This window comes from Methylocapsa acidiphila B2 (assembly GCF_000427445.1).
Taxonomy (GTDB): Bacteria; Pseudomonadota; Alphaproteobacteria; order Rhizobiales; family Beijerinckiaceae; genus Methylocapsa; species Methylocapsa acidiphila.
This window is the reverse complement of sequence record NZ_KE386496.1, coordinates 740,874-764,216: the sequence shown is the minus strand read 5'-3', so window position 1 is coordinate 764,216 and position 23,343 is coordinate 740,874. Positions and strand designations below refer to the sequence as shown.

General features: G+C 61.7%; 25 protein-coding genes. 7 read left to right on the top strand and 18 right to left on the bottom strand.

The features are described from left to right. Positions 1 to 84 precede the first annotated feature (84 nt). The 6 genes from METAC_RS0105115 to metW all read left to right on the top strand — a co-directional run bounded on the left by METAC_RS0105115 (position 85) and on the right by metW (position 7,736). Positions 85 to 1,245 (top strand): isovaleryl-CoA dehydrogenase, encoded by a 1,161-nt coding sequence (locus METAC_RS0105115; protein ID WP_036255308.1) that lies wholly within the window; start codon positions 85 to 87, stop codon positions 1,243 to 1,245. Between the two features lie 8 nt (positions 1,246 to 1,253). Next, positions 1,254 to 2,861, top strand: coding sequence for a carboxyl transferase domain-containing protein (locus tag METAC_RS0105110; RefSeq protein ID WP_026606193.1), 1,608 nt, complete (start codon positions 1,254 to 1,256; stop codon positions 2,859 to 2,861). Positions 2,862 to 2,869: 8 nt separating this feature from the next. Beyond that, positions 2,870 to 4,924, top strand: a complete 2,055-nt coding sequence (locus tag METAC_RS0105105; protein WP_036256001.1) for an acetyl/propionyl/methylcrotonyl-CoA carboxylase subunit alpha — start codon at positions 2,870 to 2,872, stop codon at positions 4,922 to 4,924. 365 nt (positions 4,925 to 5,289) lie between these two features. Further along, positions 5,290 to 5,757 carry an aspartate 1-decarboxylase gene (gene panD, locus METAC_RS0105100; protein WP_026606191.1) on the top strand — a complete coding sequence of 156 codons (468 nt, stop codon included), beginning with the start codon at positions 5,290 to 5,292 and terminating at the stop codon, positions 5,755 to 5,757. Positions 5,758 to 5,900: 143 nt separating this feature from the next. Further along, positions 5,901 to 7,094, top strand: a complete 1,194-nt coding sequence (metX, locus tag METAC_RS0105095; protein ID WP_026606190.1) for a homoserine O-acetyltransferase MetX — start codon at positions 5,901 to 5,903, stop codon at positions 7,092 to 7,094. A gap of 3 nt (positions 7,095 to 7,097) precedes the next feature. Then, positions 7,098 to 7,736, top strand: coding sequence for a methionine biosynthesis protein MetW (metW, locus tag METAC_RS0105090; RefSeq protein ID WP_026606189.1), 639 nt, complete (start codon positions 7,098 to 7,100; stop codon positions 7,734 to 7,736). 21 nt (positions 7,737 to 7,757) lie between these two features. On the opposite strand, the gene ppa is transcribed toward metW, so the two are convergent. The 3 genes from ppa to METAC_RS25110 form a co-directional block, all read right to left on the bottom strand. Then, positions 7,758 to 8,288, bottom strand: a complete 531-nt coding sequence (gene ppa, locus METAC_RS0105085; RefSeq protein ID WP_026606188.1) for an inorganic diphosphatase — start codon at positions 8,286 to 8,288, stop codon at positions 7,758 to 7,760. Positions 8,289 to 8,501: 213 nt separating this feature from the next. Next, the gene (locus tag METAC_RS0105080; RefSeq protein WP_026606187.1) at positions 8,502 to 9,023 is read right to left on the bottom strand and encodes a GNAT family N-acetyltransferase; all 522 of its coding nucleotides are present in this window, start codon (positions 9,021 to 9,023) and stop codon (positions 8,502 to 8,504) included. A gap of 262 nt (positions 9,024 to 9,285) precedes the next feature. Next, the gene (locus METAC_RS25110) at positions 9,286 to 10,560 is read right to left on the bottom strand and encodes a hypothetical protein (protein ID WP_026606186.1); all 1,275 of its coding nucleotides are present in this window, start codon (positions 10,558 to 10,560) and stop codon (positions 9,286 to 9,288) included. Positions 10,561 to 10,872: 312 nt separating this feature from the next. Between METAC_RS25110 and METAC_RS0105070 the strand changes: the two genes are divergently transcribed. Beyond that, entirely contained in the window at positions 10,873 to 11,349 is a 477-nt protein-coding gene (locus METAC_RS0105070; protein ID WP_036255306.1) for a hypothetical protein, read from the top strand. Between the two features lie 55 nt (positions 11,350 to 11,404). Here the strand turns inward: METAC_RS0105070 and METAC_RS0105065 are convergent, their stop codons facing one another. From METAC_RS0105065 to METAC_RS22390, 15 genes are all read right to left on the bottom strand, one after another. Then, positions 11,405 to 12,205, bottom strand: a complete 801-nt coding sequence (locus METAC_RS0105065; protein WP_026606184.1) for a YdcF family protein — start codon at positions 12,203 to 12,205, stop codon at positions 11,405 to 11,407. Positions 12,206 to 12,329: 124 nt separating this feature from the next. After that, on the bottom strand, positions 12,330 to 12,557 hold the full coding sequence (yacG, locus tag METAC_RS0105060) for a DNA gyrase inhibitor YacG (protein ID WP_026606183.1): 228 nt from the start codon (positions 12,555 to 12,557) through the stop codon (positions 12,330 to 12,332). A gap of 34 nt (positions 12,558 to 12,591) precedes the next feature. Then, a complete protein-coding gene (locus METAC_RS0105055; RefSeq protein WP_026606182.1) occupies positions 12,592 to 13,239 on the bottom strand; it encodes a Maf-like protein in 648 nt (215 codons plus the stop codon). 19 nt (positions 13,240 to 13,258) lie between these two features. After that, positions 13,259 to 13,477: a translation initiation factor IF-1 gene (gene infA / locus METAC_RS0105050; RefSeq protein WP_012384664.1), complete on the bottom strand. Its 219-nt coding sequence runs from the start codon at positions 13,475 to 13,477 to the stop codon at positions 13,259 to 13,261. A 279-nt stretch (positions 13,478 to 13,756) separates the two neighbouring features. Then, positions 13,757 to 14,692, bottom strand: coding sequence for a CDP-diacylglycerol--serine O-phosphatidyltransferase (gene pssA, locus METAC_RS22410; protein WP_084143456.1), 936 nt, complete (start codon positions 14,690 to 14,692; stop codon positions 13,757 to 13,759). Between the two features lie 59 nt (positions 14,693 to 14,751). Continuing rightward, entirely contained in the window at positions 14,752 to 15,294 is a 543-nt protein-coding gene (locus METAC_RS0105040; protein WP_026606181.1) for a hypothetical protein, read from the bottom strand. Between the two features lie 310 nt (positions 15,295 to 15,604). Next, positions 15,605 to 16,522 carry a DUF4238 domain-containing protein gene (locus METAC_RS22405; RefSeq protein WP_051335389.1) on the bottom strand — a complete coding sequence of 306 codons (918 nt, stop codon included), beginning with the start codon at positions 16,520 to 16,522 and terminating at the stop codon, positions 15,605 to 15,607. 425 nt (positions 16,523 to 16,947) lie between these two features. Further along, entirely contained in the window at positions 16,948 to 18,351 is a 1,404-nt protein-coding gene (gene der, locus METAC_RS0105030) for a ribosome biogenesis GTPase Der (protein ID WP_198017169.1), read from the bottom strand. Continuing rightward, entirely contained in the window at positions 18,351 to 19,082 is a 732-nt protein-coding gene (locus METAC_RS22400) for a tetratricopeptide repeat protein (protein WP_084143455.1), read from the bottom strand. The genes der and METAC_RS22400 overlap by 1 nt, the downstream gene beginning before the upstream one ends. Before the next feature lie 129 nt (positions 19,083 to 19,211). Beyond that, a complete protein-coding gene (locus METAC_RS0105020) occupies positions 19,212 to 19,688 on the bottom strand; it encodes a DUF4188 domain-containing protein (protein WP_026606179.1) in 477 nt (158 codons plus the stop codon). Between the two features lie 370 nt (positions 19,689 to 20,058). Continuing rightward, entirely contained in the window at positions 20,059 to 20,559 is a 501-nt protein-coding gene (locus tag METAC_RS0105015; RefSeq protein ID WP_026606178.1) for a TIR domain-containing protein, read from the bottom strand. A 1-nt stretch (position 20,560) separates the two neighbouring features. Then, positions 20,561 to 21,154: a 7-cyano-7-deazaguanine synthase gene (locus METAC_RS0105010; protein WP_026606177.1), complete on the bottom strand. Its 594-nt coding sequence runs from the start codon at positions 21,152 to 21,154 to the stop codon at positions 20,561 to 20,563. After that, positions 21,151 to 21,867, bottom strand: a complete 717-nt coding sequence (locus tag METAC_RS25105; RefSeq protein ID WP_051335388.1) for an 8-oxoguanine DNA glycosylase — start codon at positions 21,865 to 21,867, stop codon at positions 21,151 to 21,153. Before METAC_RS25105 ends, METAC_RS0105010 begins: the two co-directional genes overlap by 4 nt. Then, positions 21,864 to 22,850 (bottom strand): hypothetical protein, encoded by a 987-nt coding sequence (locus METAC_RS0105000; RefSeq protein WP_156898118.1) that lies wholly within the window; start codon positions 22,848 to 22,850, stop codon positions 21,864 to 21,866. Before METAC_RS0105000 ends, METAC_RS25105 begins: the two co-directional genes overlap by 4 nt. Continuing rightward, the gene (locus tag METAC_RS22390; RefSeq protein WP_051335387.1) at positions 22,847 to 23,341 is read right to left on the bottom strand and encodes a DUF4231 domain-containing protein; all 495 of its coding nucleotides are present in this window, start codon (positions 23,339 to 23,341) and stop codon (positions 22,847 to 22,849) included. The genes METAC_RS0105000 and METAC_RS22390 overlap by 4 nt, the downstream gene beginning before the upstream one ends. Between the last annotated feature and the right edge of the window lie 2 nt (positions 23,342 to 23,343).

Sequence of the window (23,343 nt, the reverse complement as noted above, 5' to 3'; positions counted from 1 at the left end):
TTACCGTCATAAGCGCGGCGCTCCCGGCGGCAGCAGCCATCGGCCGACCTGACGCCGCGTGATTTCCTCTGAGGACTCCGCTTGATGCAAAATCCCAGTCTCGATTTCGCGCTCGGGCAGGATCTCGACATGTTGCGCGACATGGTCGCCGGATTCGCGCAGGAAAATATCGCGCCCCGCGCCGCCGAGATCGACAGAAGCGACAGCTTTCCGCAGGATCTCTGGCCGGAACTCGGCGCGCTCGGCCTCCATGGAATCACCGTCGAGGAGGAGGATGGCGGAGCCGGCCTCGGCTATCTCGCGCATTGTCTCGCCATGGAGGAGATCAGCCGGGCTTCCGCCTCGGTCGGCCTCTCCTATGGCGCCCATTCCAATCTCTGCGTCAATCAGATCCGCCGCAACGGGACCAAGGCGCAGAAGCAACGCTATTTGCCGAAGCTGCTGTCGGGCGAACACGTAGGCGCCCTCGCCATGTCGGAGGCGAGCGCCGGCTCCGATGTCCTCTCCATGCGCCTGCGCGCCGACAAGAAAGGCGACCGCTATGTGCTGAACGGCGCCAAGCTCTGGATCACCAACGGGCATTGCGCCTCGGTCCTTATCGTCTACGCCAAGACCGACCCCGCCGCCGGCGCCCATGGCGTCACTGCCTTTGTGATCGAGAGCGGCTTCAAGGGCTTCCGCGCGGGGCAAAAGCTCGACAAGCTCGGCATGCGCGGCTCGCCGACCTCGGAGCTCGTTTTCGAGGATTGCGAGGTCCCCGAAGAAAATGCGCTCGGCAAAGTTAATGAAGGCGTGAGCGTCCTGATGTCCGGCCTCGATTTCGAGCGCGCCGTCCTCGCCGCCGGACCGCTCGGCATCATGCAGGCCTGCCTCGACATATGCTTGCCCTACACCCATGACCGCAAGCAATTCGGCCGAGCGATCGGCGAGTTCGAGCTGGTTCAGGGCAAGCTCGCCGATATGTATGCGCGGCTGTCGGCCAGCCGGGCCTATGTCTATGCCGTCGCGCGGGCCTGCGATCGCGGCGCACCAGTGCGCAAGGACGCCGCCGGCGCGCTGCTTTTTGCGGCCGAAAACGCGACCAAAGCGGCGCTTGACGCGATCCAGCTTCTCGGCGGCAATGGCTATGTGAACGATTTCCCGACCGGCCGGCTGCTCCGCGACGCCAAGCTTTACGAGATTGGCGCCGGGACCAGCGAGATCAGACGCATGCTCATCGGCCGCGAACTATTCGAAGGGAATTGAGGGCGGGCATGACGCGTCTCAAATCCCATATCGATCCGCACGCGCCCGAATTTTCCGCCAATCGCGCGGCGATGCAGGCGCTGGTCGATGATCTGAAGCACAAAGTCGTCGAGCTCAGGCTCGGCGGCGGGGCCAAAGCCCGCGAGCGCCATCTCGCGCGCGGCAAGCTGCCGCCCCGCGCCCGCATCGCCGCGCTCATCGATCCTGGCGCGCCCTTTCTGGAGCTTTCGCAATTCGCGGCCTATGAGGTCTACCCAGAGCCCGTGCCGGCGGCGGGGCTCATCACGGGAATTGGCCGGATCGAGGGCCATGAATGCGTCGTCATCGCCAATGACGCAACGGTGAAGGGCGGCGTCTATTATCCGCTGACGGTGAAAAAGCACCTGCGGGCGCAGGAGATCGCGCGCGAAAACAATCTGCCCTGCATCTATCTCGTCGACAGCGGGGGCGCCCATCTGGCGAATCAGGACGAGGTCTTCCCGGATCGCGATCATTTCGGCCGAATTTTTTATAATCAGGCGCGCATGTCGGCGGAGGGAATCCCTCAGATCGCGGTGGTGATGGGAAGCTGCACGGCCGGTGGCGCCTATGTCCCTGCGATGAGCGACGAGACCATCATCGTCGCAAGGCAAGGCACGATCTTCCTCGCCGGACCGCCCTTGGTGAAGGCTGCGACGGGCGAGATCGTCTCGGCGGAGGATCTCGGCGGCGCCGAGGTTCACGCCCGCGTCTCAGGTGTCGCCGATCATTATGCGGAGAATGACGCTCATGCGCTTCAGATCGCGCGACGCATCGTCGGCAACCTCAATCGCGTCAAACGCCCAACCCTCGAGATCCGGGAGCCCGTCGAGCCGCTTTATGATCCCGAGGAGATCTATGGAATTGTCCCCGCCGACGCGCGCAAATCCTATGACGCGCGCGAACTCGTCGCCCGCATCGTCGACGGCAGCGATTTCGACGAGTTCAAGGCGCTTTATGGGACGACGCTTGTCTGCGGCTTCGCCCATATTTTCGGCTATCCGATCGGCCTTCTCGCCAATAATGGAATCCTGTTTTCGGAATCGGCGCTGAAGGGCGCGCATTTCATCGAGCTTTGCGCGCAGCGCAAGATTCCGCTGGTCTTTCTGCAAAACATCACCGGCTTCATGGTCGGCCGGAAGTACGAGGCGCAAGGCATTGCAAAGGACGGCGCCAAGCTCGTCGCCGCCGTCGCCTGCGCCAATGTTCCCAAGTTCACGGTGGTCGTCGGCGGCAGTTTCGGCGCCGGCAATTATGGCATGTGCGGGCGCGCCTTCGGCCCGCGCTTCCTGTGGATGTGGCCGAACGCGAGAATCTCGGTGATGGGCGGCGAGCAGGCCGCCAATGTCTTGGCCGAGGTGCGCCGCGACAATCTCGACGCGGCGGGGACGCCCTGGTCCGCCGGGGAGGAAGAGGCCTTCAAGGCGCCGATCCACGAGAAATTCGAGCGCGAGGCGCATCCTTATTATGCGAGCGCACGGCTCTGGGACGACGGGATCATCAATCCGGCCGAGACGCGCAGGGTTTTAGGCCTCTCGATCTCGGCCGCGCTCAACGCGCCGATCGAGGCGACGCGCTTCGGCGTGTTCCGGATGTGAGGCTCGACATGCCCGCGCTTTTTTCCAAAATCCTCATCGCCAATCGCGGCGAGATCGCCTGCCGGATCATCAAGACCGCGCGGCGCCTGGCGATCTCGACCGTCGGGGTCTATTCCGACGCCGATCGCGAGGCGCTGCATGTCGCACTCGCCGACGAAGCCTTGCGCATCGGCCCGGCGCCAGCGCGCGAGAGCTATCTCGAAGGCGTCAAGATCATCGCGGCGGCGCTGGCGGCGGGCGCCGAGGCCGTGCATCCGGGCTATGGCTTTCTGGCCGAGAACGCCGCTTTCGCCGAAGCCTGCGCCGAAGCCGGACTCGTCTTCATTGGGCCGCCGCCTGACGCGATCAGAGCTATGGGCGACAAGGCGGAGGCCAAGGCGCTTATGGAGCGCGCTAGCGTGCCTCTTCTGCCGGGCTATCACGGCCCAGACCAGGGCCTGCGGCGCCTCGGCGAGGCGGCCGACGCGATAGGCTATCCGGTCATGATCAAGCCCTCGGCCGGCGGCGGCGGCAAGGGCATGAAGATCGTCGCGGAAGCCGCAGCCTTCGCGGCCGCCGTCGAAAGCGCCCGACGCGAAGCCGCCTCCGCCTTTGGCGACGATCGCCTGCTCGTCGAGAAATTCTTGCCGGCCCCCCGGCATGTCGAAGTTCAGATCTTCGCCGACGCACGGCAAAATTACGTCCATCTTTTCGATCGCGATTGCTCGATCCAACGCCGGCATCAGAAAATCATCGAGGAGGCGCCTGCTCCTGGCCTTTCCGATGACTTGCGCCGGCACATGCGAGAGGCCGCCCTGGCGGCGGCGAAAGCGATCTCCTATGTCGGCGCCGGCACGATCGAGTTTCTCGTCCCCGCCTCGCTCGACGCCTTTTATTTCATGGAGATGAACACGCGTCTTCAAGTCGAGCATCCGGCGACGGAAATGATTGCTGGCCTCGACCTTGTCGAATGGCAGATCCGCATCGCGGCGGGTGAGGCTCTGCCGCTCGAACAGGCGCAAATTTTGTCGCACGGCCATGCAATCGAGGCGCGCCTCTACGCCGAGGACCCGATGCGGGATTTCCTGCCCCAGCCCGGGCGCATCGAGCGCCTCGATCTACCGACGCCTAGCCCACAACTCCGCATCGACGCCGGCGTCGCGGCCCCTGGCGAAGTCCCAATCTATTATGATCCGCTGATCGCCAAGCTGATCGTTTGGGGCGCCGACAGGCCGGCGGCGATCCGGCGTCTACGCGCAGCGCTCGACGATGTCTTTATCGAAGGCGTTGCGACCAACATAGAGCTATTGCGCCGCATAGCCGGGCATCAGGCCTATGCCGATGCGGCGCTCGACACCGGCTTCATTGCGCGCCATAGCGCCGACCTGCTGGCCCCGCCGGGCCCTCCCTCTCGCGAGATCCTTGCGATGGCGGCGGTCGGCCTCCTTTGTTGGCGCGAAGAGGCAGCTCGGGCGCAAGCAAAGCGCTCACGGGATCAATGGAGCCCTTGGAGTTCGCGCGACGGCTGGCTTCTCAATGGACGGCTGCGGGAAACCCTGCGGCTGCGCGAAATCGACGCCGCGCCGCGGGACGAGATCGCGATCGGCGTCGCCTATCTGCGCCGCGGTTGGCGACTCGATCTGCCGCAAGACGGCATGGTTCTCTACGCGCGAGGCGCGCTCGCACCCGATGGAGCCTTGTGCGTCGATCTCGACGGCCATCAACGATCGGCGTCCTGGACCGGGTGTCCGGCGGGCTTCGCGGTGTTCCGCAAAGGTGAGGCCGTCCGCCATTTCGCGCTCATCGACGGGACCGGCGAAGAGGCAAGTAAGCCGCAAGCGCGCGGGCGCCTCGTCTCGCCTATGCCGGGGCGGATCGCCGCGCTTCTGGTCGAGCCCGGCGCCCGCGTCGAAGCCAATCAACCGATCCTCGTTTTGGAGGCGATGAAGATGGAGCATCAGCTCCGCGCGCCGGGCGACGGGCTTATCACGGAATTTTACGTGCGGGCGGGAGATCAGGCGGCGGAAGGCGCGGAACTCGCGCGCTTCGAAGGCGCGGGCCATGTCGATGAAACCGAACGATAACTCAGCTTAGCATGGCCATTATATCAATATATCATATGTTTATATAACTTTTCGAATGTACAATATTTGAATGTGCGATCGCACTTCGACGTCGAATACCGCTACGTCAAAACATTCAATATAGATGTAAATATCTTGAAATTACAGTATTTTTGGCATTCAGCATGTGCCCCCATTTAGAATCGGCGCCATTCGGCGGACGCGGAAAAAGCTGGATTTCTCCGAAATTTGCTGCATGGGTGGCGGCGAATTTCGCACGCGCAAACTCGAGGGAATGCGCCGCGGCTCGGTCTTGGAACACGGCTGGCGAAATAATCGCTTCCGATCCTATTGGCGCGTGAATTCAGCGAAACGGATTTTGAAACATGCGAAAGATCGTCGGCGGCAAGCTCCATGGCATCCGCGTCACGGAGGCGAACCTCGAATATCATGGCTCGATCACGCTCGATCCGGACCATTGCGAGGCGGCCGGGATTTTGCCGCTCGAATTCGTGGAGATCTGGAACAAGAATTCCGGTGCTAGGCTGTCGACCTATGTCATTCTTGGGCAGCGCGGCTCGCACTGCTGCATTCTCAATGGCGCCGCCGCGCGGACTTGCCAGCCCGGCGACGAGCTCATCATCTGCAGCTCCATCTATGTCGAGGGCGAGCAAATCGCCGATCTCAGTCCCGCCGTCCTCACCTTCGACTCCGCTAATAATGTCGTCGAGCGCCTGCGCTATTCCGTTCGGCAGGACGAGGCTGGCCGCTATCACTTCGCCATTCTCGACGAATCCGGATCTCGCCTGCCGATTCCACTCGCCTCGCGCGCGAGTCCGAAGCGGGCGAGCTAGGTTGGAGGGCCTGGCTGGGTCCTTGGAATTGCCGGCCCAATCCGAACAACCGCCGGAAAAACTTTGCGCAATCTTGACACTTTGCGCCATATTCTCCTAAGTAACGTACATAATGTTCGCCATACCGAACGCATCGAGCGCAAGTGCCCCCTGATCCGACGAACAAGGCGGCTGGCCTCCGTGAAGTCGACGCGCCGCACAGCCTCGTCGCGCATTTCGGCGCGGACCAACCGCTTCAGCTCGACGCAGGAAGCTCGCTTAGCCCATTCACGATCGCCTATCAAACCTATGGGGCGCTCAACGCCGACCGCTCCAACGCCGTTCTCGTTTGCCACGCGCTGACGGGCGATCAGCATGTCGCCAACGACCATCCGATCACCGGCAAGCCTGGCTGGTGGCAAACCATGGTCGGACCGGGGCGGCCGATCGACACCGACCGCTATTTCGTCATTTCCACCAATGTCATCGGCGGCTGTATGGGCACGACGGGTCCCGCGTCGCTCAATCCGGCGACGGGCCGGCCCTATGGGCTCGATCTGCCGATCGTCACCATCAAGGACATGGTCCGCGCCCAGGCCATGCTGATCGACCGCCTCGGCATAGACACGCTGTTTTGCGTCGTCGGCGGCTCCATGGGCGGGATGCAAGTCCTGCAATGGATCGCGAGCTATAAGGAGCGCGTGTTCGCCGCTATGCCGATCGCGACCGCCGCCAAGCATTCGTCGCAGAACATCGCCTTTCACGAGGTCGGGCGCCAAGCGGTCATGGCCGACCCGGACTGGCGGAAAGGACGCTATCTCGAACAGGGCGTCGTGCCGACCAAGGGACTGGCCGTCGCCCGCATGGCCGCGCATATCACCTATTTGTCCGATGGAGCGCTGCAGAGCAAGTTTGGCCGCAAGCTGCAGGGCCGCGCCGCACCGACCTTCTCCTTCGATGCGGAATTTCAGATCGAAAACTATCTTCGCTATCAGGGCATGAGCTTCGTCGATCGATTCGACGCCAATTCTTACCTCTATGTCACCAGAGCCTGCGATTATTTTGATCTCGCCGCCGATTATGACGGCTCGCTAGCGCTCGCGTTCAAGGGCGCGAAGACGCGCTTTTGCGTCGTCTCCTTCAATTCGGACTGGCTCTATCCGACGGCGGCCTCGCGCGCGATCGTGCACGCCTTGAACGCCGGCGGCGCCTCGGTGTCCTTCGTTGACATCGAAACGGACCGCGGCCATGACGCTTTCTTACTGAACATTCCTGAGTTCATCGCAACCTCCCGCGGTTTCCTCGACGCCGCGGCGCGCGCGCGGGGCCTGCCGCCGGCCAAGCCCAGGCCGGATTGAGTCATGGCTGAAGAACATTTGCGGCCGTTCCGCGCCGACGCGGCGCGCGTCGATCTCCTTCTCGTGGCCGATATGGTCAAGCCGAACAGTCGCGTGCTCGACGTCGGCTGCGGCGACGGCGCCCTTTTGCGGCTCTTGAGCGAGGAAAAAGGCGTCGACGCCCGCGGCATCGAGCTCTCGCAGCAAGGCGTCAATGACTGCGTCGCCAAAGGGCTCTCAGTCATTCAAGGCGACGCCGACGCCGATCTCTCGGCCTATCCCGACGGCGCTTTCGATTATGTGATTCTCTCGCAGACCTTGCAGGCGACGCGCCGGCCGCGCGACGTGCTCGAACATATGCTGCGCATCGGTCAACATGCGATCGTGTCCTTCCCGAATTTCGGGCATTGGCGCATTCGCATGCAAGTGGCGCTCGGCGGCCGGATGCCCCAGACGCGCAACCTCCCCTATGCCTGGTATGAAACGCCGAATATCCATTTCTGCACGATCCAGGACTTCATCGGGCTCGTGCAGGCGGTCGGCGCGCGGATCGAACGCGGCGTCGCGCTCGACCGCTTCGGCGCGCCGCTCAACAGCAGCGCGCCCTGGGTTTGGAATCTTTTCGGCGAGCAAGGGGTCTTCCGCCTGACCCGCAAGCGTTGAGGGCGCCCCGCAGTCAAATTCCTATGCGGCTTTCGCGCGCTCGATTGAATCGAGCACGATTTTTCGCGCCGCCTCGGCATCCGCCCAACCGTGGATCTTCACCCATTTGCCGGGCTCCAGATCCTTGTAATGAGCGAAAAAATGCTCGAACTGGCGCAAGGTGATGTCCGGTAGATCGGTGAAATTTTCGATTTTCTCGTAGCGCTTGGTCAATTTCGCCGACGGCACGGCGATGATCTTTTCGTCGCTACCGGCCTCGTCCTGCATGAGCAGGACGCCGACGACCTTGCAGCTCATGACGGCGCCTGGAACAATCGCGCGCGTATTGGCGACGATGACGTCGCAAGGATCTCCGTCTTCCGACAATGTATGAGGGATAAAGCCGTAATTTCCCGGATATCGCATCGAAGTATAAAGAAAGCGGTCGACCATCAAGACGCCGGCCTTTTTGTCGAGCTCATATTTGATGGGCTCGCCCCCGATCGGCACCTCGATGAAAACATTAACTTCATAAGGTGGATTTTCGCCGATCGGAATCGCGTCAAGATGCATGCCTGTATCTCCAAAATTGCCTTGGGACGAGCCGAGACGCCGCGCGTTAGGTCCGCATCGGCTTAATCGAAGCGATTGGCGCGTCGGCGCATCCCCGCTGGGCCCTCCGTCAAGAGGCTATGTACAAAACTCTCGCCGCGCCCGCAAATAGCATAGCTCGCGCCATAGCGCGTTCACGCTGGGCCATACAAAGCGCAAACGAGCCGAGCGGCTCTATTCGCAATTATTGTCCTCGAAGGCGAAAGCAAGGCGCGCACGTGTCTCCGCGCCGAATCGTTCATCGGCGCGCCGCACGTTAACGCCGCCGAGCTTCCCGTAGAATTGAACGGCTCTTTCATTATCGGCGAGAGCCCAAACGAGGAAGGACCTGTAGCCATGCGCGGCGAGATCCTTGCGGGCGAGTTTGAACAGACGCTTGCCAAAGCCGAGCCCCTGAAATTCGGGCGCGATATAGAGCTCGAAAACTTCTCCGCCGTAACGCAGAGAAGGCACGCGATTGCGGCCATAGCTCGCATAGCCGCAAATCGTTTCGTCGAAATCGAGGACGAGCAGCCGCGAACCCCGCTTGATCGCGGATTCCCACCAGCGCGGTCCGCGCCGCGCGATCATGCGCTCGAGCTCCCGGCCGGGAATAATGCCCCGGTAGGCGTCCCGCCAAGCGGCGTCATGCACGTCGGCGATCCCTTCGGCGTCGCCTTCCCGCGCGTTTCTGATGGTGATGAGCGCCTCGATCATGGGCTTGATGTTAAGGCCGCTCACCCGGCTCCCGCAAGACCTTCTTGGGCCGATCCGCGCGCCATTTTCGCAATGATTTTCATTGGCGCGCCCCTGCAAAGCCGAAAATCCCCCTCCGATTTGCCATGCCCCCATCATTCATGCTGGTGAAGATCAAGGCGTTGCGGCTCGCTGGAAGCGGATTTCCTAGGTCTCAGGACCGGTTCACATGATGTTGAAGCGCATTTGGCGCACCCCCTCCCGCCTGTCAGTTGCCAGGGGCCTACAATTGAGAGGCATCGGGTCGAGCGCCCTCCTCCGCATTTTTCCGCAACTCGAATTCAGGATCGATCGCCGGCGCGCTTGGACGCTGCGTTCGATAGGTCCCTTTGATCAGAATCGCGAAAGCGATGACGACGCAATTGATCAACGTCACCCACCAGATCTGTGCCGCCGCCACGCCAAGAAAAGCGAGTGTCAAAGTCGCAACCAGGCCGGCGAGCGCCGCAGGGGCCACCGCCGGCGTGATCCCCCCCGCCAGGCGCACGACGTGGGCCACAAGGAGCGCAAACGCGACAGCCCCGACAAGGCCCAGATCGTACCAGAGCACGAACAAAAGGCTTTTCGGGGTCCGGGCGGGCAGATAGCCGATGCTGAGGCCACGATTGGCCATGTCGAATCCGTGGCCGGTGATCAGGCGCGGCCATTGCTCCGCGATCAGATCGCTCCAAACTTGGAGCGAGGCCGAAGCCGGCCCGGGCTCGAACCCCGTCGTCTTGAAGACGGCGGCGTAAAGCAAGGCCAATCCAGGCGCGAGCAGGATCAATGGCGTCAAAATCCGCCGGAGCAGAAGAGCCATGCGGCCTGGGTCGGACATTGCGACCGCGAAAGTAAAGGCTCCGGCGCCCATCGCCGCGAGCGCAATCTGGGCTGATCCCGCCAAAGCGACGCCGGCCGCGAGCAAGGCGAGGCCAGCGGCGGAGATCCAATGCTCGCGAAGGGACAAGGCCCCGAGCGCCGGCCAAACCAGAACGATCAAGGCGATCGCGGTCCGCTCGAATAAGGATTCCGCGAATTCAGACGGTCCCCAGAACCAGCTCGGGCCGCCGAGCGCAAGAACGAGACTCACAATCGCGGTCAGGACGAGGCCGATGGGAAGAAGATAAAGGTCGAAAGGCCTTGTCCGGTCGGGCAGAAATGCGGCGACCAGCGCGACGAGAAAGGTCGTGCCGACGATCTGAAGGAATCGCGTCGCGGCCTCGGCTGGAAACGGCGTCCAGATCAGAGAAACCCCGGCCCAAAAGGTCAGAAAAAGGGCTGTTGCGCCGGCAGGCGAAAAAATTGCCGCGCGCAATTCGCGCGACCCATGATCGGGCCCGTAAAGCAAGGCGCCGCCGAGGACCAAAATCGCGCCGACCGGCATCAAGACATAGATCGCGCCCCGCGAAACGATACCTGCGCAAGGCAGGGCGATCATCAAGACGGCCAAGCCCAGGCGCATCAGCAGCTTGGCTGCATCCGCGGCAGGCGTATCGGCGTGGCGAGAGGCGACGGACATGACGGCCGCTTTGTTGATGGCGCGCTGAGATCTGGCTCGACCCTATCTTACCGCTCAAAGCGTCGAAGCGCTGTGGATCTTATGCAACAGTCGCTCGCTGAATGACATGCTTCGACTTGCGCGGCGCCCGGCGCCTCCGCAGAGGTCACGCATCGGAGATGGAATTAACGACCGGCGTCAGGGCATGGAGCGGGAAAATTTCAACTCTCGCTGATCAGCCGTGCGATCGCGCTTGGCGGCGGCCCCACCACGCTGATATGCGTTGCTCGAAATCGCGGCACGATCGCCTCTTCCCTTATTCAAGGATTATCCATGTCGAAGCGTATATCGGCCTTACTGGTGGGCCTCTCCCTCTTCGCCGGCGCGCCCGTCCATGCCGGTGAAAGCGAAACACTCGCGGCGGCGCAGGATTTCATTGCCTCCTTGACCTCCTTGGACGCGGCTTTGCTGCGCCTGCACGAACTTATGACGACGGCCAAGATCAGCAGCTTGGATCTGGGTCCGATTTGCGCAGCCCTCGACCCCGATCCGAAAGAAACGCCGGATACGCCGGAAGTCCTCAGCGACCTCCTTCAAAGGAGCAATATCGAGCGGTCTCAAGCGCGAAGCCTCTGCGACGCCCAAAAGGAGGTGCGGACGATCGGCGAGCACGCAAAAACAGCGAATTTGCTAGCGGCGACCGAATGCAAGAAGGTGCGCGTGCCGGCCTGCGACGCCGCCAATGAAGCCGTCGCCGCGGCGAGAGAGACGCGCGCACGGATGGAAGCGCAGCAGCTCCGCCGACCCTGATCTCACGCAACGAAGCGGAAGACGCCCTCGCGGCCTGCGGCGAGGGCGCGAGGGCTCATGACCCAGGCGCCGGAAGCAGCGCCTCGGTCTTCCCTGTCAAGCGATAGACAAAAAGGCCGATCCATTCGCGGAGGCCGAACTCGAACATGAAGGCGCGGTCGAGGGCGGACGTTTGGCTCATTAGCCAATCCCGCCCGTCTCCAAGCGTATGATAATCGACGGGATAAGGCGTCACCTCGAAGCCCAGGCGGCGAAAAATCCCAACCGACCGCGGCATATGCCATGCCGACGTTATCAAAAACCAGGTTTCTCCAGGCTTCGGCCTCACCAGATCTCGCGTGAACAAGGCGTTCTCCCATGTATTGCGGGATTTCGCCTCGAAACTCATTTGCCGCTCGGGTACGCCCAGGGCGAGCCAAAGCCGGCGGACGACGAAAGACTCGGTCTGCTCTTCCCCCAAGGTCGGAGATCCGCCCGAAAAGACGAGCCGCGCCTCCGGATAGCGACGGGCGAGTTCCGCCGCGGCCGTGTATCGCGTTCCCGCGCTCATGATGGCGACTTGATCGCGCGCCTCCGTCATGACGGGAGAAACCCCGCCGCCGAGGACGATGATTCCAGTCGGCGCCGGCCCGCTCGGCGACGGCGGCGCAAAACGATCCTCCAGCGGCCGTAGCAGCGCCGCGCCGAAAGGCGTGAGCAGGCCAATCGCGAGAAGGATCACAGCCCCGGCGACAAGGGCGCGGCCGATCCGCGCAAAGCGCGTGCGCCAGAGAACGAGCCCTAGAAGTCCCAGCACCACGAGCGAGGAGAGAGGCTCGACCAAGACCCAGAAGATTTTAGAGACCGGAAAGAACATTGCGCGTCGCCCCCTTCATCCAGCCTGCCCGGCGGATGCTTGCACTCGTCCGCATTCGGATGTGACGCGCGCCTGACGACGCAGAAGGGCGCACAGGCCGGTCTCTAAGCCGATGCGCGCGCGTTCAGTCGCCGTCGGCGTCCGATCCCTCCTCCGCCTCGTCTTCCTGCGCGCTCGGAATAGCGTAGGCGTCGCTGAGCCAGCGATGAAGATCGATGTCGCCGCAGCGCTTTGAGCAAAAGGGCCGCAGAGCGAAAACTGAAGGCTTGCCGCAAATCGGACAGGGCCGCCCAGCGGCTGATTTCGAATTTGAGCCTTCGCTGTCGCCGTGGTCGCGCTTTTCGGTTGGCATCGACCTATCCCGATTTGGCGCCGAGACAGATCGCTCAGACGCGGTTCAGCCAGAAGAGCTGGGCCGGATAACCTTCACCGGCGAGCAGCGCCATGGTTTCGTAGAGCGGAAGGCCGACGACCGATGAATAAGAGCCGGTGAGCTTCAGCGCGAAGGCGCCGGCGAGGCCCTGGATGGCGTAGCCGCCGGCTTTGCCGCGCCATTCGCCGGAGCCGAGATAGGCTTCGATCTCGCTCGAGCTCAATCGTTTGAAGCGCAGCCTGGTCTCGACGATCTTGCGGCGCTCGTGGCCCTTCGGGGTGATCAGGCAAACGCCGGTATGGACTCTGTGCGAACGCCCCGACAAAAGGCGCAGGCATTGCGCCGCCTCGGCGACTACCTCGCAGCTCGGCAAGATGCGGCGTCCCACGCTGACGACCGTGTCGGCCCCGATGACATAGGCTTGGGCGAGATCCGGCCGCGTGGCCGCCACTTTGGCGGCCGCCCTCGCCTTCTCCTGCGCGAGGCGCGCGGCGAGGGTGCGCGGCAGCTCGTTCTTGCCGGGCGTCTCGTCGAGATCGGCGGGCAGCAGCGCATCCGGCTCGATGCCGACCTGCTGAAGCAGCGCGAGCCGCCGCGGCGACGCCGAGGCGAGCACGAGCCTTGGCCGCCAGCCCTTGTCCTCAGCCGTCACGTCGAACATCCCTTCGTCGATCTGAAAATCACTTGAACCGATAGGTGATGCGACCCTTGGTCAGGTCATAAGGGGTCATTTCCACGAGAACCTTGTCGCCTGTCAGAACGCGAATGCGGTTCTTGCGCATTTTACCGGCGGTATGGGCGATAATCTCATGTTCATTCTCGAGCTTGACCCGAAATGTCGCATTCGGGAGCAATTCAACAACGACCCCTGGAAACTCGAGCAATTCTTCTTTCGACATTTCTATCCTTGTGCCTAATGCCGCCGTCCACGAAATCGCGTCCGCCAACCGCCATCGAGGCGGAGCGAGTCGACGGCGCGATCGGCCGGCGTCTTTTCCGTCCGTCCAACCCAGGGCCGAAGGCTGCAATCTCGCGGAAACCGACAAGACGCGATGCGTCCCGACGCAGGCGAATTGCGCGGACCCTAATCGAGAACCACTCATTTGTGAACTGGGCTCAAGCGCGCCCAGGCGCGAGATGGATCGCCGCCGGGCCTTCGCGTTGGAGAATCTCCGCCTTCACATGAGCTTTTGCGGGGTCTCGGCCAACCGCGCCGGCGCCTCGCGCTGGGCCGCCGCGCTTCGCGCCGCGTCGAGCCGCTCGAAGCTCCTGTAGCGACGGATCGCGAGCGGGATCGTGGCGAAATAGACGAGGGTCAGACCGACAAGCATCTCCATGGGAAATGTCGCAAGCAACAAAATGCAGGCGACGACCGCGAATAGGACGGGAATCACATATTCGCGCGGCACCCGCCCAACCTTCTTGCCCGATAGATGGGGGATGCGGCTCGCCATCAGAAAGGCGACGATCAGGAGGTAGACGATCTCGAAGGGAACAAGGTCGCGCACGTTCGGGATGGCGAGAACGGAAAAATGCAAATAGAGCGGCAAGAGGCTGACGATCGCGCCAGCCGGAGCCGGCATTCCGGTAAAGAAGCGCGCCTTCCAGGCCGGCTCGCTCGGATCGTCGTGCATGACATTGAATCTCGCGAGCCGGAGCGCGGCCGCGATCGCAAAGACGAGCGCGGCGAACCAGCCGAGGCTCTTGAACTCATGCAAGCTCCAGAAATAGAGAATCAATGCTGGAGCGACGCCAAAATCGACAAAATCGGCGAGCGAATCGAGTTCGGCGCCGAATCTCGACGTGCCGCGGAGCGCGCGGGCGATGCGCCCATCCAAGCCATCGAGGATCGCGGCCACGATCACGGCGATGACGGCGATCTCGAACTGGCCGTCGGCCGCGAAACGAATCGCGGTGAGGCCCATGCAAAGCGCAAGAAGCGTGACGAGATTGGGAAGAATAATGCGGACCGGCACCGGCCGGAACCGCCGCCGGCGCGGATGCGGCGGGTCGAACCCGTCGAAGTCGCCATCGTCTTCCGGGACGGCCTTCGACTCGAGGCCGAATTCCGCCTGCGGGCCGGACGGTCGATTGTTCAGCTCTGCGCCATTCATGGTCCCCTACATAGGCGGACGGCGAGCGCCCTACAAGCGCCGGCGAGTCAGAGGCAAACTCAGCCGGACTTGAGCCCGAGCCAGGCTGCAACTTGAAGGCGAGCCCGCGTAATGAGGCCGCGCGCCCATTGCTTGGCCGCAACCGCGAAGGCCCAAACCTGGGTCGAACGCGCCCAGGCGATGAGCCGATCGCGAAAATCGAAGAGCCAATCCAGGCTCCTCGCGACCCAAGCGATTGTCCTTAGCTTCTCCTTGCCGGCCTGATAGATCCGCTCGACGACGACGAGGCCGATGAAATAGGTCACGGCGAGCGTGATCAAGCCCACGCGCGGATGGCCCGAGCCGATGAGATAGACGGCGTAAATTTTCGCCGGCTCGAGAATGGCGTGCGGGACGATGAACATAGCAAGGATCGCGTATGGCGGGAGCCTCCGCACGAAATCCTGCAGCCGGACGATGAGCCGAAGCTGCGCCGTCCATCGCAGAACCGGCCGGAAGATCGGCGTGACGATCCCGTCGAGAACGACATAGATGATGACGACGGCTTCCGCCGCGCGCAGAAGGAAGCGGCGCAGCCAAGCGAACCGGTCTTGAGAGGGCATGGCTTATCCTTCGATATTTTGGCGCGGGGCGATTCTGCGACCGCCGGGAAAGTATTTATCGCATCGCGCCAGGGCTGCGTTCAAGCGTCGGACGGCGATCGCGGCACCTCGGGTTGAATTTCTGGACTGGGCCGTAAGCAGAACGACTGCTTTTGAGCGCGAAACTCAGTAAAGCCCAATGTGCTTCACTGGCGGCGGTTTTTGATCCATGCTTCTTGCGGCGCACCTTCGCTGATTTCTCGCCCGTCTCTGATGCAGTCATGGTCTAAGCGTTAGAATCGCATCAAACGCTCGCTCATTGTCGAGTGCGCTACCCACCGCTGCGAATGAGTTTCCTCATCTCCTCAGGTGAAGGAAATTTTGTGAGTTCCGTTGGTGAGCTCGGCAACCGGGCTCCAAACCTGCTTGCGACAAAGCGCAACTGATGGTCATCGACACCAATGACGAAACGACGAGCCTGTTTAACCAGACGATCGTTGACGAACGACACAAGGTCGTCAGGCCGCCGGCGCGCCACCTCCTGTACGATTTCATTCCCGTTCGAAGCTATGAAAAGCTTTCTCGGGCCAATTGGCAACGCCAGATGTGATTCGGGCCTGAGCATCCCATTCGTCATTATCAATGGGCGGTCGGACAGGAGAAAGGTATATGAAGTCGGCAGCGATAGGATCGTCCAGATCATGTTGTTCAAGTGATTTCCAACGGTATCGCTATCGATGATCTTCTGAATAAGCATCGCAGCGGCTCGCCCTGCTGGATTTGTCGGACGGTTCCGTTTGAACTCTTCGAAAGTCGGGGGCTCTGTAGGTAGCCTCAGCGTCGCGTAATTCTCCTCGAACATGCGTTCGGCGTCCAGAACGTGCCTTTTTACTTCATCGAAGAAATATCGGATCTCTTCCGGCGCTCGGTGAATGAGCGACATCACGAACCGCGACCAACCGCTTCTCAGACGATTGTCCAATGCGATCTTTGGATCGCGCTCGAACGTCTGAAGGGCCTGCGCTGCGTCGTTATCTGCCTGCAGAAAGAACCGACGTTCAAGGTGGCTAGCGGCCTCATACTCGACCCCCGGAATGGTGTAGAGGTCCGGTTCGTAACCTTGGTAGTCGGGGTGACGCCGTTTCGCCCTCACTTCGTTGCAAGGCTTTTTGTAGACGCACACCTGCCCGTCGGCACCGGCCCAGCGCGCTTGATAGAAAATCGGTAGGTAATGATGCTTCTCGGGCATTGACGCTTCAGGGAAATTATCCTGCGAATCAAATAGTAGCGGCAGGTTAGAATGATAGCGCGCTCTTTATTTAGCAGCGAGCGGCCTGCCAGCACCCCGCACTTCGGTGCGGGCTTACTCATCGGTTTCAGAGGGCTGTGCGTGAGGCAATCGGGAAATCGCTCGCCGACGTTATGTATCGCTTGGACAGCATGTGCCTGATCTTATCACCCATGGGAAGAAACGTGCTGCTGCCGACCTAAATTGACGCGCTCTCGAATTCGGTTTGTCGGCGGCGAGCGCGTCCGTTTTTGAGCAGCCGACAACTGCCCCGGAATGTTTCAGATGGGCGCAAAGCTGCCGACGCATGCAGATTTGCCAATCTCGCCTATGGATCACGAACAGAAATTCAAGCCGAAAAGCTGCCGCCCCATCAACAGCAAACCCTATCTCCGCCGCGTCGCCTTGTCCCGATATGGATTGTCGGTCGTCTTCTTGGAGATGCGGATCGGCACGCCGGGGAGATCGAAGGCCTTGCGCAGGCCGTTGACGAGAAAACGCTCATAGCTCGCCGGCAGCGCGTCGAGCTGATTGCCGAAAAGGATGAAATAGGGCGGCCGCGCGCGAAGCTGGGTCATATAGCGGATCTTGATCCGGCGCCCCGAGACGGCGGGCGGCGGGCTCTGCTCCAGCGCGCCTTCGAGCCAGCGATTGAGCTTGGCCGTCGCGATTCGCTTGTTCCAGATCACATGGGCGCGAAAGATTGCTTCCATCAATTTGTCGATCCCGTCGCCCGTCGCGCCAGACACGGGGACGACAGGCGCGCCCTTCACCTGCGGCAACAGCCGCTCCGCTGTCTCGCGCAGCTCCGAGAGTTTTGAGCCGCGCGCCTCGATCAGGTCCCATTTATTGAGGCCAATGACGAGCGCCCTGCCCTCGCGCTCGACGAGATCGGCGAGGGTCAGATCCTGCTTCTCGAAAGGAATGGTGGCGTCGAGAAGCAGCACGACCACTTCGGCGAATTTCGCGGCGCGCAGCGCATCGCCGCCGGCGAGCTTTTCAAGCTTGTCCTCAACCTTGGCCCGCCGCCTGAGGCCCGCCGTGTCGAACATCTTGACCTTACGGCCGCGCCATTCGAGATCGACGCCGATCGTGTCGCGGGTGAGGCCGGGCTCCGGTCCGGTCAGCAGCCGATCCTGCCCGAGAATGCGGTTGAGCAGAGTCGACTTCCCGGCGTTGGGACGCCCGATGATGGCGATCCGCAAAGGCTTCGTGATGTCGAGTTCGGAGCCGTCTTCGTCGTCGCCGAATTGCAGCCGCCCCTCGCCCCCCTCGGCCTCAACGGGCTCTTCGGTCGCCTCGGGCAGCGCCTCGCGCAAGGCCGCATAAAGCTCTGCGAAACCATCGCCATGCTCGGCCGAGAGCGGCACGGGATCGCCGAGGCCCAGATCATAGCCCTCGATCGCGCCGGCGCCGCCAGCCCGGCCCTCGGCCTTGTTGGCGATGAGGATCAAAGGCTTATTCGCGCGCCGCACGAGATTGGCGAAGAAACGATCGTCCGGCGTCAGGCCTAGACGCGAATCGAAGAGGAAGAAAATTGCGTCGGCAAGGCCGATCGCCGTTTCCGTCTGGGCGCGCATGCGGCCTTCGAGCGAGACTTCGTCGCCCTCCTCGAGGCCGGCCGTGTCGATGATCTTGAAGCTTAGATCGCCGAGCCGCGCCTGCCCCTCGCGCCGGTCGCGCGTGACGCCCGGCCTGTCGTCGACGAGCGCGAGCTTCTTGCCGACGAGCCGATTGAACAGGGTCGACTTGCCGACGTTCGGGCGGCCGATGATGGCGACCGTGAACATCACTTTTTCGGGGTTTCTCCGCCAGGCGTCGCGCTCGGCGCGGAGGCGGGCGGCATGGCCTGGGCCGGCGGCGCCTCAGGCGAAAGAGCGCCCGCCTGGACGAGGCCGAGAAAAGCGTCGGCGCGCTGGCGCAGCGCCGAGGAGGCTTGCGGATCGGCGACGATGGCGTCGAACCAGCGCCCGGCAGCCTCGAAATCATTGCGGCGGAAGGCGACGAGCCCGAGAAGCTCGCGGATCGTATTGCGATAGGGGAAAGACTGGGTCGCGAATGGGGCGAGCCTTTGCTCGACCTCCTTCGGATCGCCTCGGTCGGCGCTCAGGACGGCGGCGCGCAGACGGGCGAGATCGCGGAAATCTTCATTATAGGTCTGGTCGGCCGCCAGCGCCTCGAAGGCCTTGATCCCGGCCTCGGGATCGCGGGCCGCGATTTCATCCGCCGCGCGCAGGCGCGCGAGGCTCGCGTAGCCCTTCGGCGCGGTCTTCGCCAGTTCGTCGAAAGCCGCCTCGGCTTCCGCCGCTTTCCCGGCGACCGATAATTGCATCGCGGCCTCATATTTCGCGCCGGCCGCCTCCGCCGCCTCCGTGCGGATATGGTTGTAGTAACGCCAAGCTCCCGTCGCCGCCACGACGAGAAGGGCGAAGCCGAGGAACCAATATTGATATTTGGTCCAGAACTGGACCGCGCGGTCGCGGCGGTAGTCCTCGTCGACTTCACGGAAAAAATCGGCCATTCGGATCTCTCGAGCGCGAAAATAAGGCTATGCAGAGGACATTGCACGAAGCGTCGGCGGAGGGAAGCCCCTCGGCGTGAAGGGACTGGGGCTGCGGTTCAGCTCCGAAACCGCAGCGTCCGACGAAAATCAATCCGGCCGCATGCGGTCTTTCGCCTGGGACAAGGCGCCCTCGGCCGGGACATGGCTCGCCGCTGCGGCGAGCCCGAACCGGGGCATATTGGCGTAGAGACATTCATATTTGCCAGGCTCAACGAGATAGGTCTCGTGCCATATGCCGACCGTCCCGTCTCGCCCCACGGCCCTGTTGAACGCCTTCCAGGCCGGAAAATGCGCAGCCGAAGGATCATGCGCATAAGCCAAAAGCTTGTCGAAGGACTCCCAATATTGCTGCACGAGAAGGACCCGCCCGGAGAAATAGAGGCGGTGGGAGAGCAGGCCAGCCTTGGGATCGCGGCGAAGCTCCGCGAGCATGCGCGGCATGGCCAGGAAGACCGGGAGCCATTTATGGACCGCCCAGAGCTTGTTGAGGCGCATGCCGATGAGAAACAGCGCCAAGGGCTTGTCGATGCGCGCCGTGTAGCGACCGTTGAAGATCTGGGGCATCGCGACCTTCCCACAAATGCCGGACGAGCGGACCATAGCGCGCGTTCATGACCTTGTCGCTTACGGCAGGCCGCCGGTAGAGGCCGAAATCATTCCCACTCGATGGTCAACAGGCTTGAGTTCGCATTGTAATTATTGGGCTTTCTACCCACGATCCAAACCCATACCAACTGCGATACCACTAAGCCAAGGGGGCTGGATTCGCGGATTCTATATGGCGATCCTTCCCGCTATAAACGTGCGCGCATCATAAACGAGGTCCGCGAGAATGCAGACCAAAGGAGTCTGAGCTTCGGGGGATGGTGGAGGCGCTCACCCGTCCCGTTGAGGCAGCGTCACCAGATACCATTCCAGCAAGAACGCTCACCGGCTATCTCTTCGTACTCGCATCCTCGATGGCCTTCATCAGCGCGGCGTGCTCCCACTTCACGGAATTGCAGCCGTTCTGCTGAAACGCCGGGGGAACATTGGTCGGGGCCTTGTCTCCCTTGTAAACGCCGATGACACCCTTGCCACGCTTGATGCTCTCCTCGATCTCCCAGTTCACCCATTTGCTGGAGGCGGTTTTTTCGGAAAGATACACTACCGTTACCGAGCAGCGGTCGATCTTGTCGCGGATTTGCCGCTTGATGTAATCGGCGTTGGCGCTGTCGAATGGCTCCTTGACGGAATGGTCGTCGAATTGCAAATCGACCTTGTCATTCTTCGCTTGACCACGAAGCAGGTTCACCTCGTCCAAATCTTCGTGATTGAAGCTGATGAAAACGTGCCTGCTGGCGTCGCTTTTGGCGTCCGTCAGTTTCTGTTTCACCTTCTCCGAAAGACTTTGAATATCCAGAGAGCCCAAGCCGCCGCCGTAACTTCCGCCCATGTCATTTCTCCTTATCGAATTGAAATTCCAAGCAAGCAATGCACCGCCCGCAAGGTTCTGAATTACCAGTGTGGCACGAGTAGGTGCCCGTGATGCCCTTGGCCTGCGCCAGCCTGACCACGTCTGCCTTGCCGAACTCGATCAGTGGCGTGAGCACCTTGATCTTCCGCCCCATTGCTGCTGAGATGGTGGTTTCGGCCTGAGTCACGAACTGCCGTTTCTGGTCGGGGAACAGACTGAATTCCTCTGTCAGCAGGCCAATAGCCACCGATGATGCGCCATGCTGATATGCATACGCGCTGCCCATCAGCAAGAAGATCAGGTTGCGGCCCGGCGTGAACGCATCGGCTTTGACATCCAGTTCCTGACGGGTCAGGCCAGATGCGATGACGCGCCCGAAACCCGATAAATCCATCCGTGTCGGCACCGGAAGACCCAAGGCGTCGTGGACGAGCTTGCAGGTTTCCCATTCCTTGCGGGCTGCCCGTTGTCCGTAGTCAATGAACAGCGGGAAGTGCTCTATACCCTCCTCCTTCGCCATTACGCCGACTAGCGTCGAATCAAGGCCACCGGAAACCAAGTTCACGAAACTCATAGGAAAGCTTCCTTCTTGGCCACGCGCATCGTCAGCCAGGTTGCCAAATCGACGCAACCCATCGAATGGCCGAATTCGGCAGAAATCTCCCGAAAGGTGTTCTCGACTTCCTCATAGAGCGAGAGGCGGCCTAACTTGCTGGGCGACAGCGACAGGCCGCGCGCCAGTTGCAGATAATCCAACACATGGACATCCAGAACGGCGAGGTCGGCGCAGTAACCAACACGGCGTAGAAAGAGGCTGGCCTGTTTGGGGCCGAAGCCCCAAACGTGCTGCATCAGGGTTTCGCGGGCTTCCCTCGCATTCCGCGCATCGAACAAAAATCCACGGATCGTTCTGGATTGCCCATAAATTTCAACGATGGTCTTGGCCAGCAAGGACGCCAGCCGGTTCTTGAAGCGTGGTCGAACCCATCGTTGCGTCCCGTTACACGCGGGAACAGGCAGCGGATCGGATAGGGCCGCAACAACCTTTCGTTCAATGACTTGGGCGCTTCGTCCGCGCGGTGCAGGCTGGAGCAGCTTCTTCTCACGCAGCCGATCCGCCGTTGCCACCGCCATCTCGAACACCATCTGGCTGCCGCAAATGCAGATCGCGGCTTCGTACAGAAATTCTTCTTCCGCCATCAGTTGCCAATTCTGGACGGCCGACACTTGCGTCTCGACCTCAAGACACATCGCGCGAATGGTCTGATTGATGATGTCCACGGTCATGGCTGGCTCCAGCCAGCGACACCGGCAACATGGCGAGAAGCGCGCAGAGGCAGATTGGATCGGCAGAATTCCGATAGTCGATCCTGACTCACCGCGTCACGTAACCTTCGCATCCAATCGGAGAAGAATTCGAGATTGTGGGCCAGCGTGCGCGCTTGAAACGACAGCTTGTCGTCATCGCCCCACGCGGTCTGACCCGCAAAGAAGTCGGCCTGCGAAAGGTGGTAAAGCAGGCCGGATTCATGATCGACTACCGTCCGGCACCACTCCAACCCGTCAAAACTGTCAGCGCCCATTGCCGAGTACAGGGCGATGGAGATGGGGTTGCCAGTGCCCAGCAGATGCAAAACGACGTAGCGCCTGAGTCCGTTCAAGGCCGTCCGAATGGCCTTCACGGCACGGGCACGCTCCAGAACGCCATCGCCCAGCCTGCGTTCTGGAACCGCCAGCATCGTGACGCCAGTCTTGGCGGCGACAGTCGCGCACAGCGCCGGCAATTCACTGGCCGACGCGTGGACGATGGGGATGATCTGGCAGCTACCCGCAGCGGCTTGATCTGCTTGCCAACGTTCCGCGATCAAGGCAACGTGATCGTCCGCGTTGGCCGGTGGCTGCTGCTCATCGAAGCCGAAGGCCAGATCGCAGGAAAAATCGGCCAAAACCTTATGAAAGTTTGCTTGTTTCCAGTCTGCCTGCGCGTCCTTCCAGAAACTTTCATAGTTGCCGGAATCCATCAACGTGATAATGCCCGCCTGACGAGCAGAAGTCAGTGCCTGTTGCGCTGACTGCGGCTGATCGACGTCCGTCAGGTCAAAGGCTGATACCAGAAACTGGCCGTTCAGCCCGCCCAGAGACGACAGCAACTGCAAATAATCCTGCGGGCGTAGCGCCGTCTTCACCGAAGAAATGGATGGGAAGTACACGGGCAACGGCAACGACCGTGCTCCGATGGCCAGCACCGTGGGTCGCGCGGCAGGCATCACGCGCCCTCCGACTTCTGCACAGTGGCGGCGCGGCGGGTTTCATTGAACCAGTTGGCGTGTTCGGTCGAGACGTGCTCCTCGACCCTTTCAGCCAGCGCAACAAGCCGCTCAGGTTCAGCCAAGCCCTTGTAGGGACCAGCGGCGGAGAGGAACAGGTATTTTTCGTGTTTGAGCCGTTCAGCTGTAGCCCGGTACATTACCCACAGAGTTGAGTATTGATTCATCTGCTGCACGGCCTCCATCACAGCGATCAGTGCGCCAGCGATGGACGCCGTCCATTTTGCCGACTCCGCGGGCAGCAGGCTGGTGGCTGGAATCAAGACCGCCAGTGCAATCTGTGTGAACTTCAAGCCCTTGAACCAACGCTGGCAGTACCGACTCTTGCCGTCGTACCAGTTCAACTGGTCGACGAGCCGGAACCATGCCGGGTGCGACTCGACTGACTCAGGAACTGGCGGCTCGTGATTTGTATTCTTCTTGTCGTAGGCCATGT

Bases quoted from the DNA above. Each gene is read 5' to 3' on its own strand.
- METAC_RS0105115 (WP_036255308.1), top strand. From the start codon at position 85: ATGCAAAATCCCAGTCTCGATTTCGCGCTCGGGCAGGATCTCGACATG.
- METAC_RS0105110 (WP_026606193.1), top strand. From the start codon at position 1,254: ATGACGCGTCTCAAATCCCATATCGATCCGCACGCGCCCGAATTTTCC.
- METAC_RS0105105 (WP_036256001.1), top strand. From the start codon at position 2,870: ATGCCCGCGCTTTTTTCCAAAATCCTCATCGCCAATCGCGGCGAGATC.
- panD (WP_026606191.1), top strand. From the start codon at position 5,290: ATGCGAAAGATCGTCGGCGGCAAGCTCCATGGCATCCGCGTCACGGAG.
- metW (WP_026606189.1), top strand. From the start codon at position 7,098: ATGGCTGAAGAACATTTGCGGCCGTTCCGCGCCGACGCGGCGCGCGTC.
- ppa (WP_026606188.1), bottom strand. From the start codon at position 8,288: ATGCATCTTGACGCGATTCCGATCGGCGAAAATCCACCTTATGAAGTT.
- METAC_RS0105080 (WP_026606187.1), bottom strand. From the start codon at position 9,023: ATGATCGAGGCGCTCATCACCATCAGAAACGCGCGGGAAGGCGACGCC.
- METAC_RS25110 (WP_026606186.1), bottom strand. From the start codon at position 10,560: ATGTCCGTCGCCTCTCGCCACGCCGATACGCCTGCCGCGGATGCAGCC.
- METAC_RS0105070 (WP_036255306.1), top strand. From the start codon at position 10,873: ATGTCGAAGCGTATATCGGCCTTACTGGTGGGCCTCTCCCTCTTCGCC.
- METAC_RS0105065 (WP_026606184.1), bottom strand. From the start codon at position 12,205: ATGTTCTTTCCGGTCTCTAAAATCTTCTGGGTCTTGGTCGAGCCTCTC.
- yacG (WP_026606183.1), bottom strand. From the start codon at position 12,557: ATGCCAACCGAAAAGCGCGACCACGGCGACAGCGAAGGCTCAAATTCG.
- METAC_RS0105055 (WP_026606182.1), bottom strand. From the start codon at position 13,239: ATGTTCGACGTGACGGCTGAGGACAAGGGCTGGCGGCCAAGGCTCGTG.
- infA (WP_012384664.1), bottom strand. From the start codon at position 13,477: ATGTCGAAAGAAGAATTGCTCGAGTTTCCAGGGGTCGTTGTTGAATTG.
- pssA (WP_084143456.1), bottom strand. From the start codon at position 14,692: ATGAATGGCGCAGAGCTGAACAATCGACCGTCCGGCCCGCAGGCGGAA.
- METAC_RS0105040 (WP_026606181.1), bottom strand. From the start codon at position 15,294: ATGCCCTCTCAAGACCGGTTCGCTTGGCTGCGCCGCTTCCTTCTGCGC.
- METAC_RS22405 (WP_051335389.1), bottom strand. From the start codon at position 16,522: ATGCCCGAGAAGCATCATTACCTACCGATTTTCTATCAAGCGCGCTGG.
- der (WP_198017169.1), bottom strand. From the start codon at position 18,351: ATGTTCACGGTCGCCATCATCGGCCGCCCGAACGTCGGCAAGTCGACC.
- METAC_RS22400 (WP_084143455.1), bottom strand. From the start codon at position 19,082: ATGGCCGATTTTTTCCGTGAAGTCGACGAGGACTACCGCCGCGACCGC.
- METAC_RS0105020 (WP_026606179.1), bottom strand. From the start codon at position 19,688: ATGCCCCAGATCTTCAACGGTCGCTACACGGCGCGCATCGACAAGCCC.
- METAC_RS0105015 (WP_026606178.1), bottom strand. From the start codon at position 20,559: ATGGGCGGAAGTTACGGCGGCGGCTTGGGCTCTCTGGATATTCAAAGT.
- METAC_RS0105010 (WP_026606177.1), bottom strand. From the start codon at position 21,154: ATGAGTTTCGTGAACTTGGTTTCCGGTGGCCTTGATTCGACGCTAGTC.
- METAC_RS25105 (WP_051335388.1), bottom strand. From the start codon at position 21,867: ATGACCGTGGACATCATCAATCAGACCATTCGCGCGATGTGTCTTGAG.
- METAC_RS22390 (WP_051335387.1), bottom strand. From the start codon at position 23,341: ATGGCCTACGACAAGAAGAATACAAATCACGAGCCGCCAGTTCCTGAG.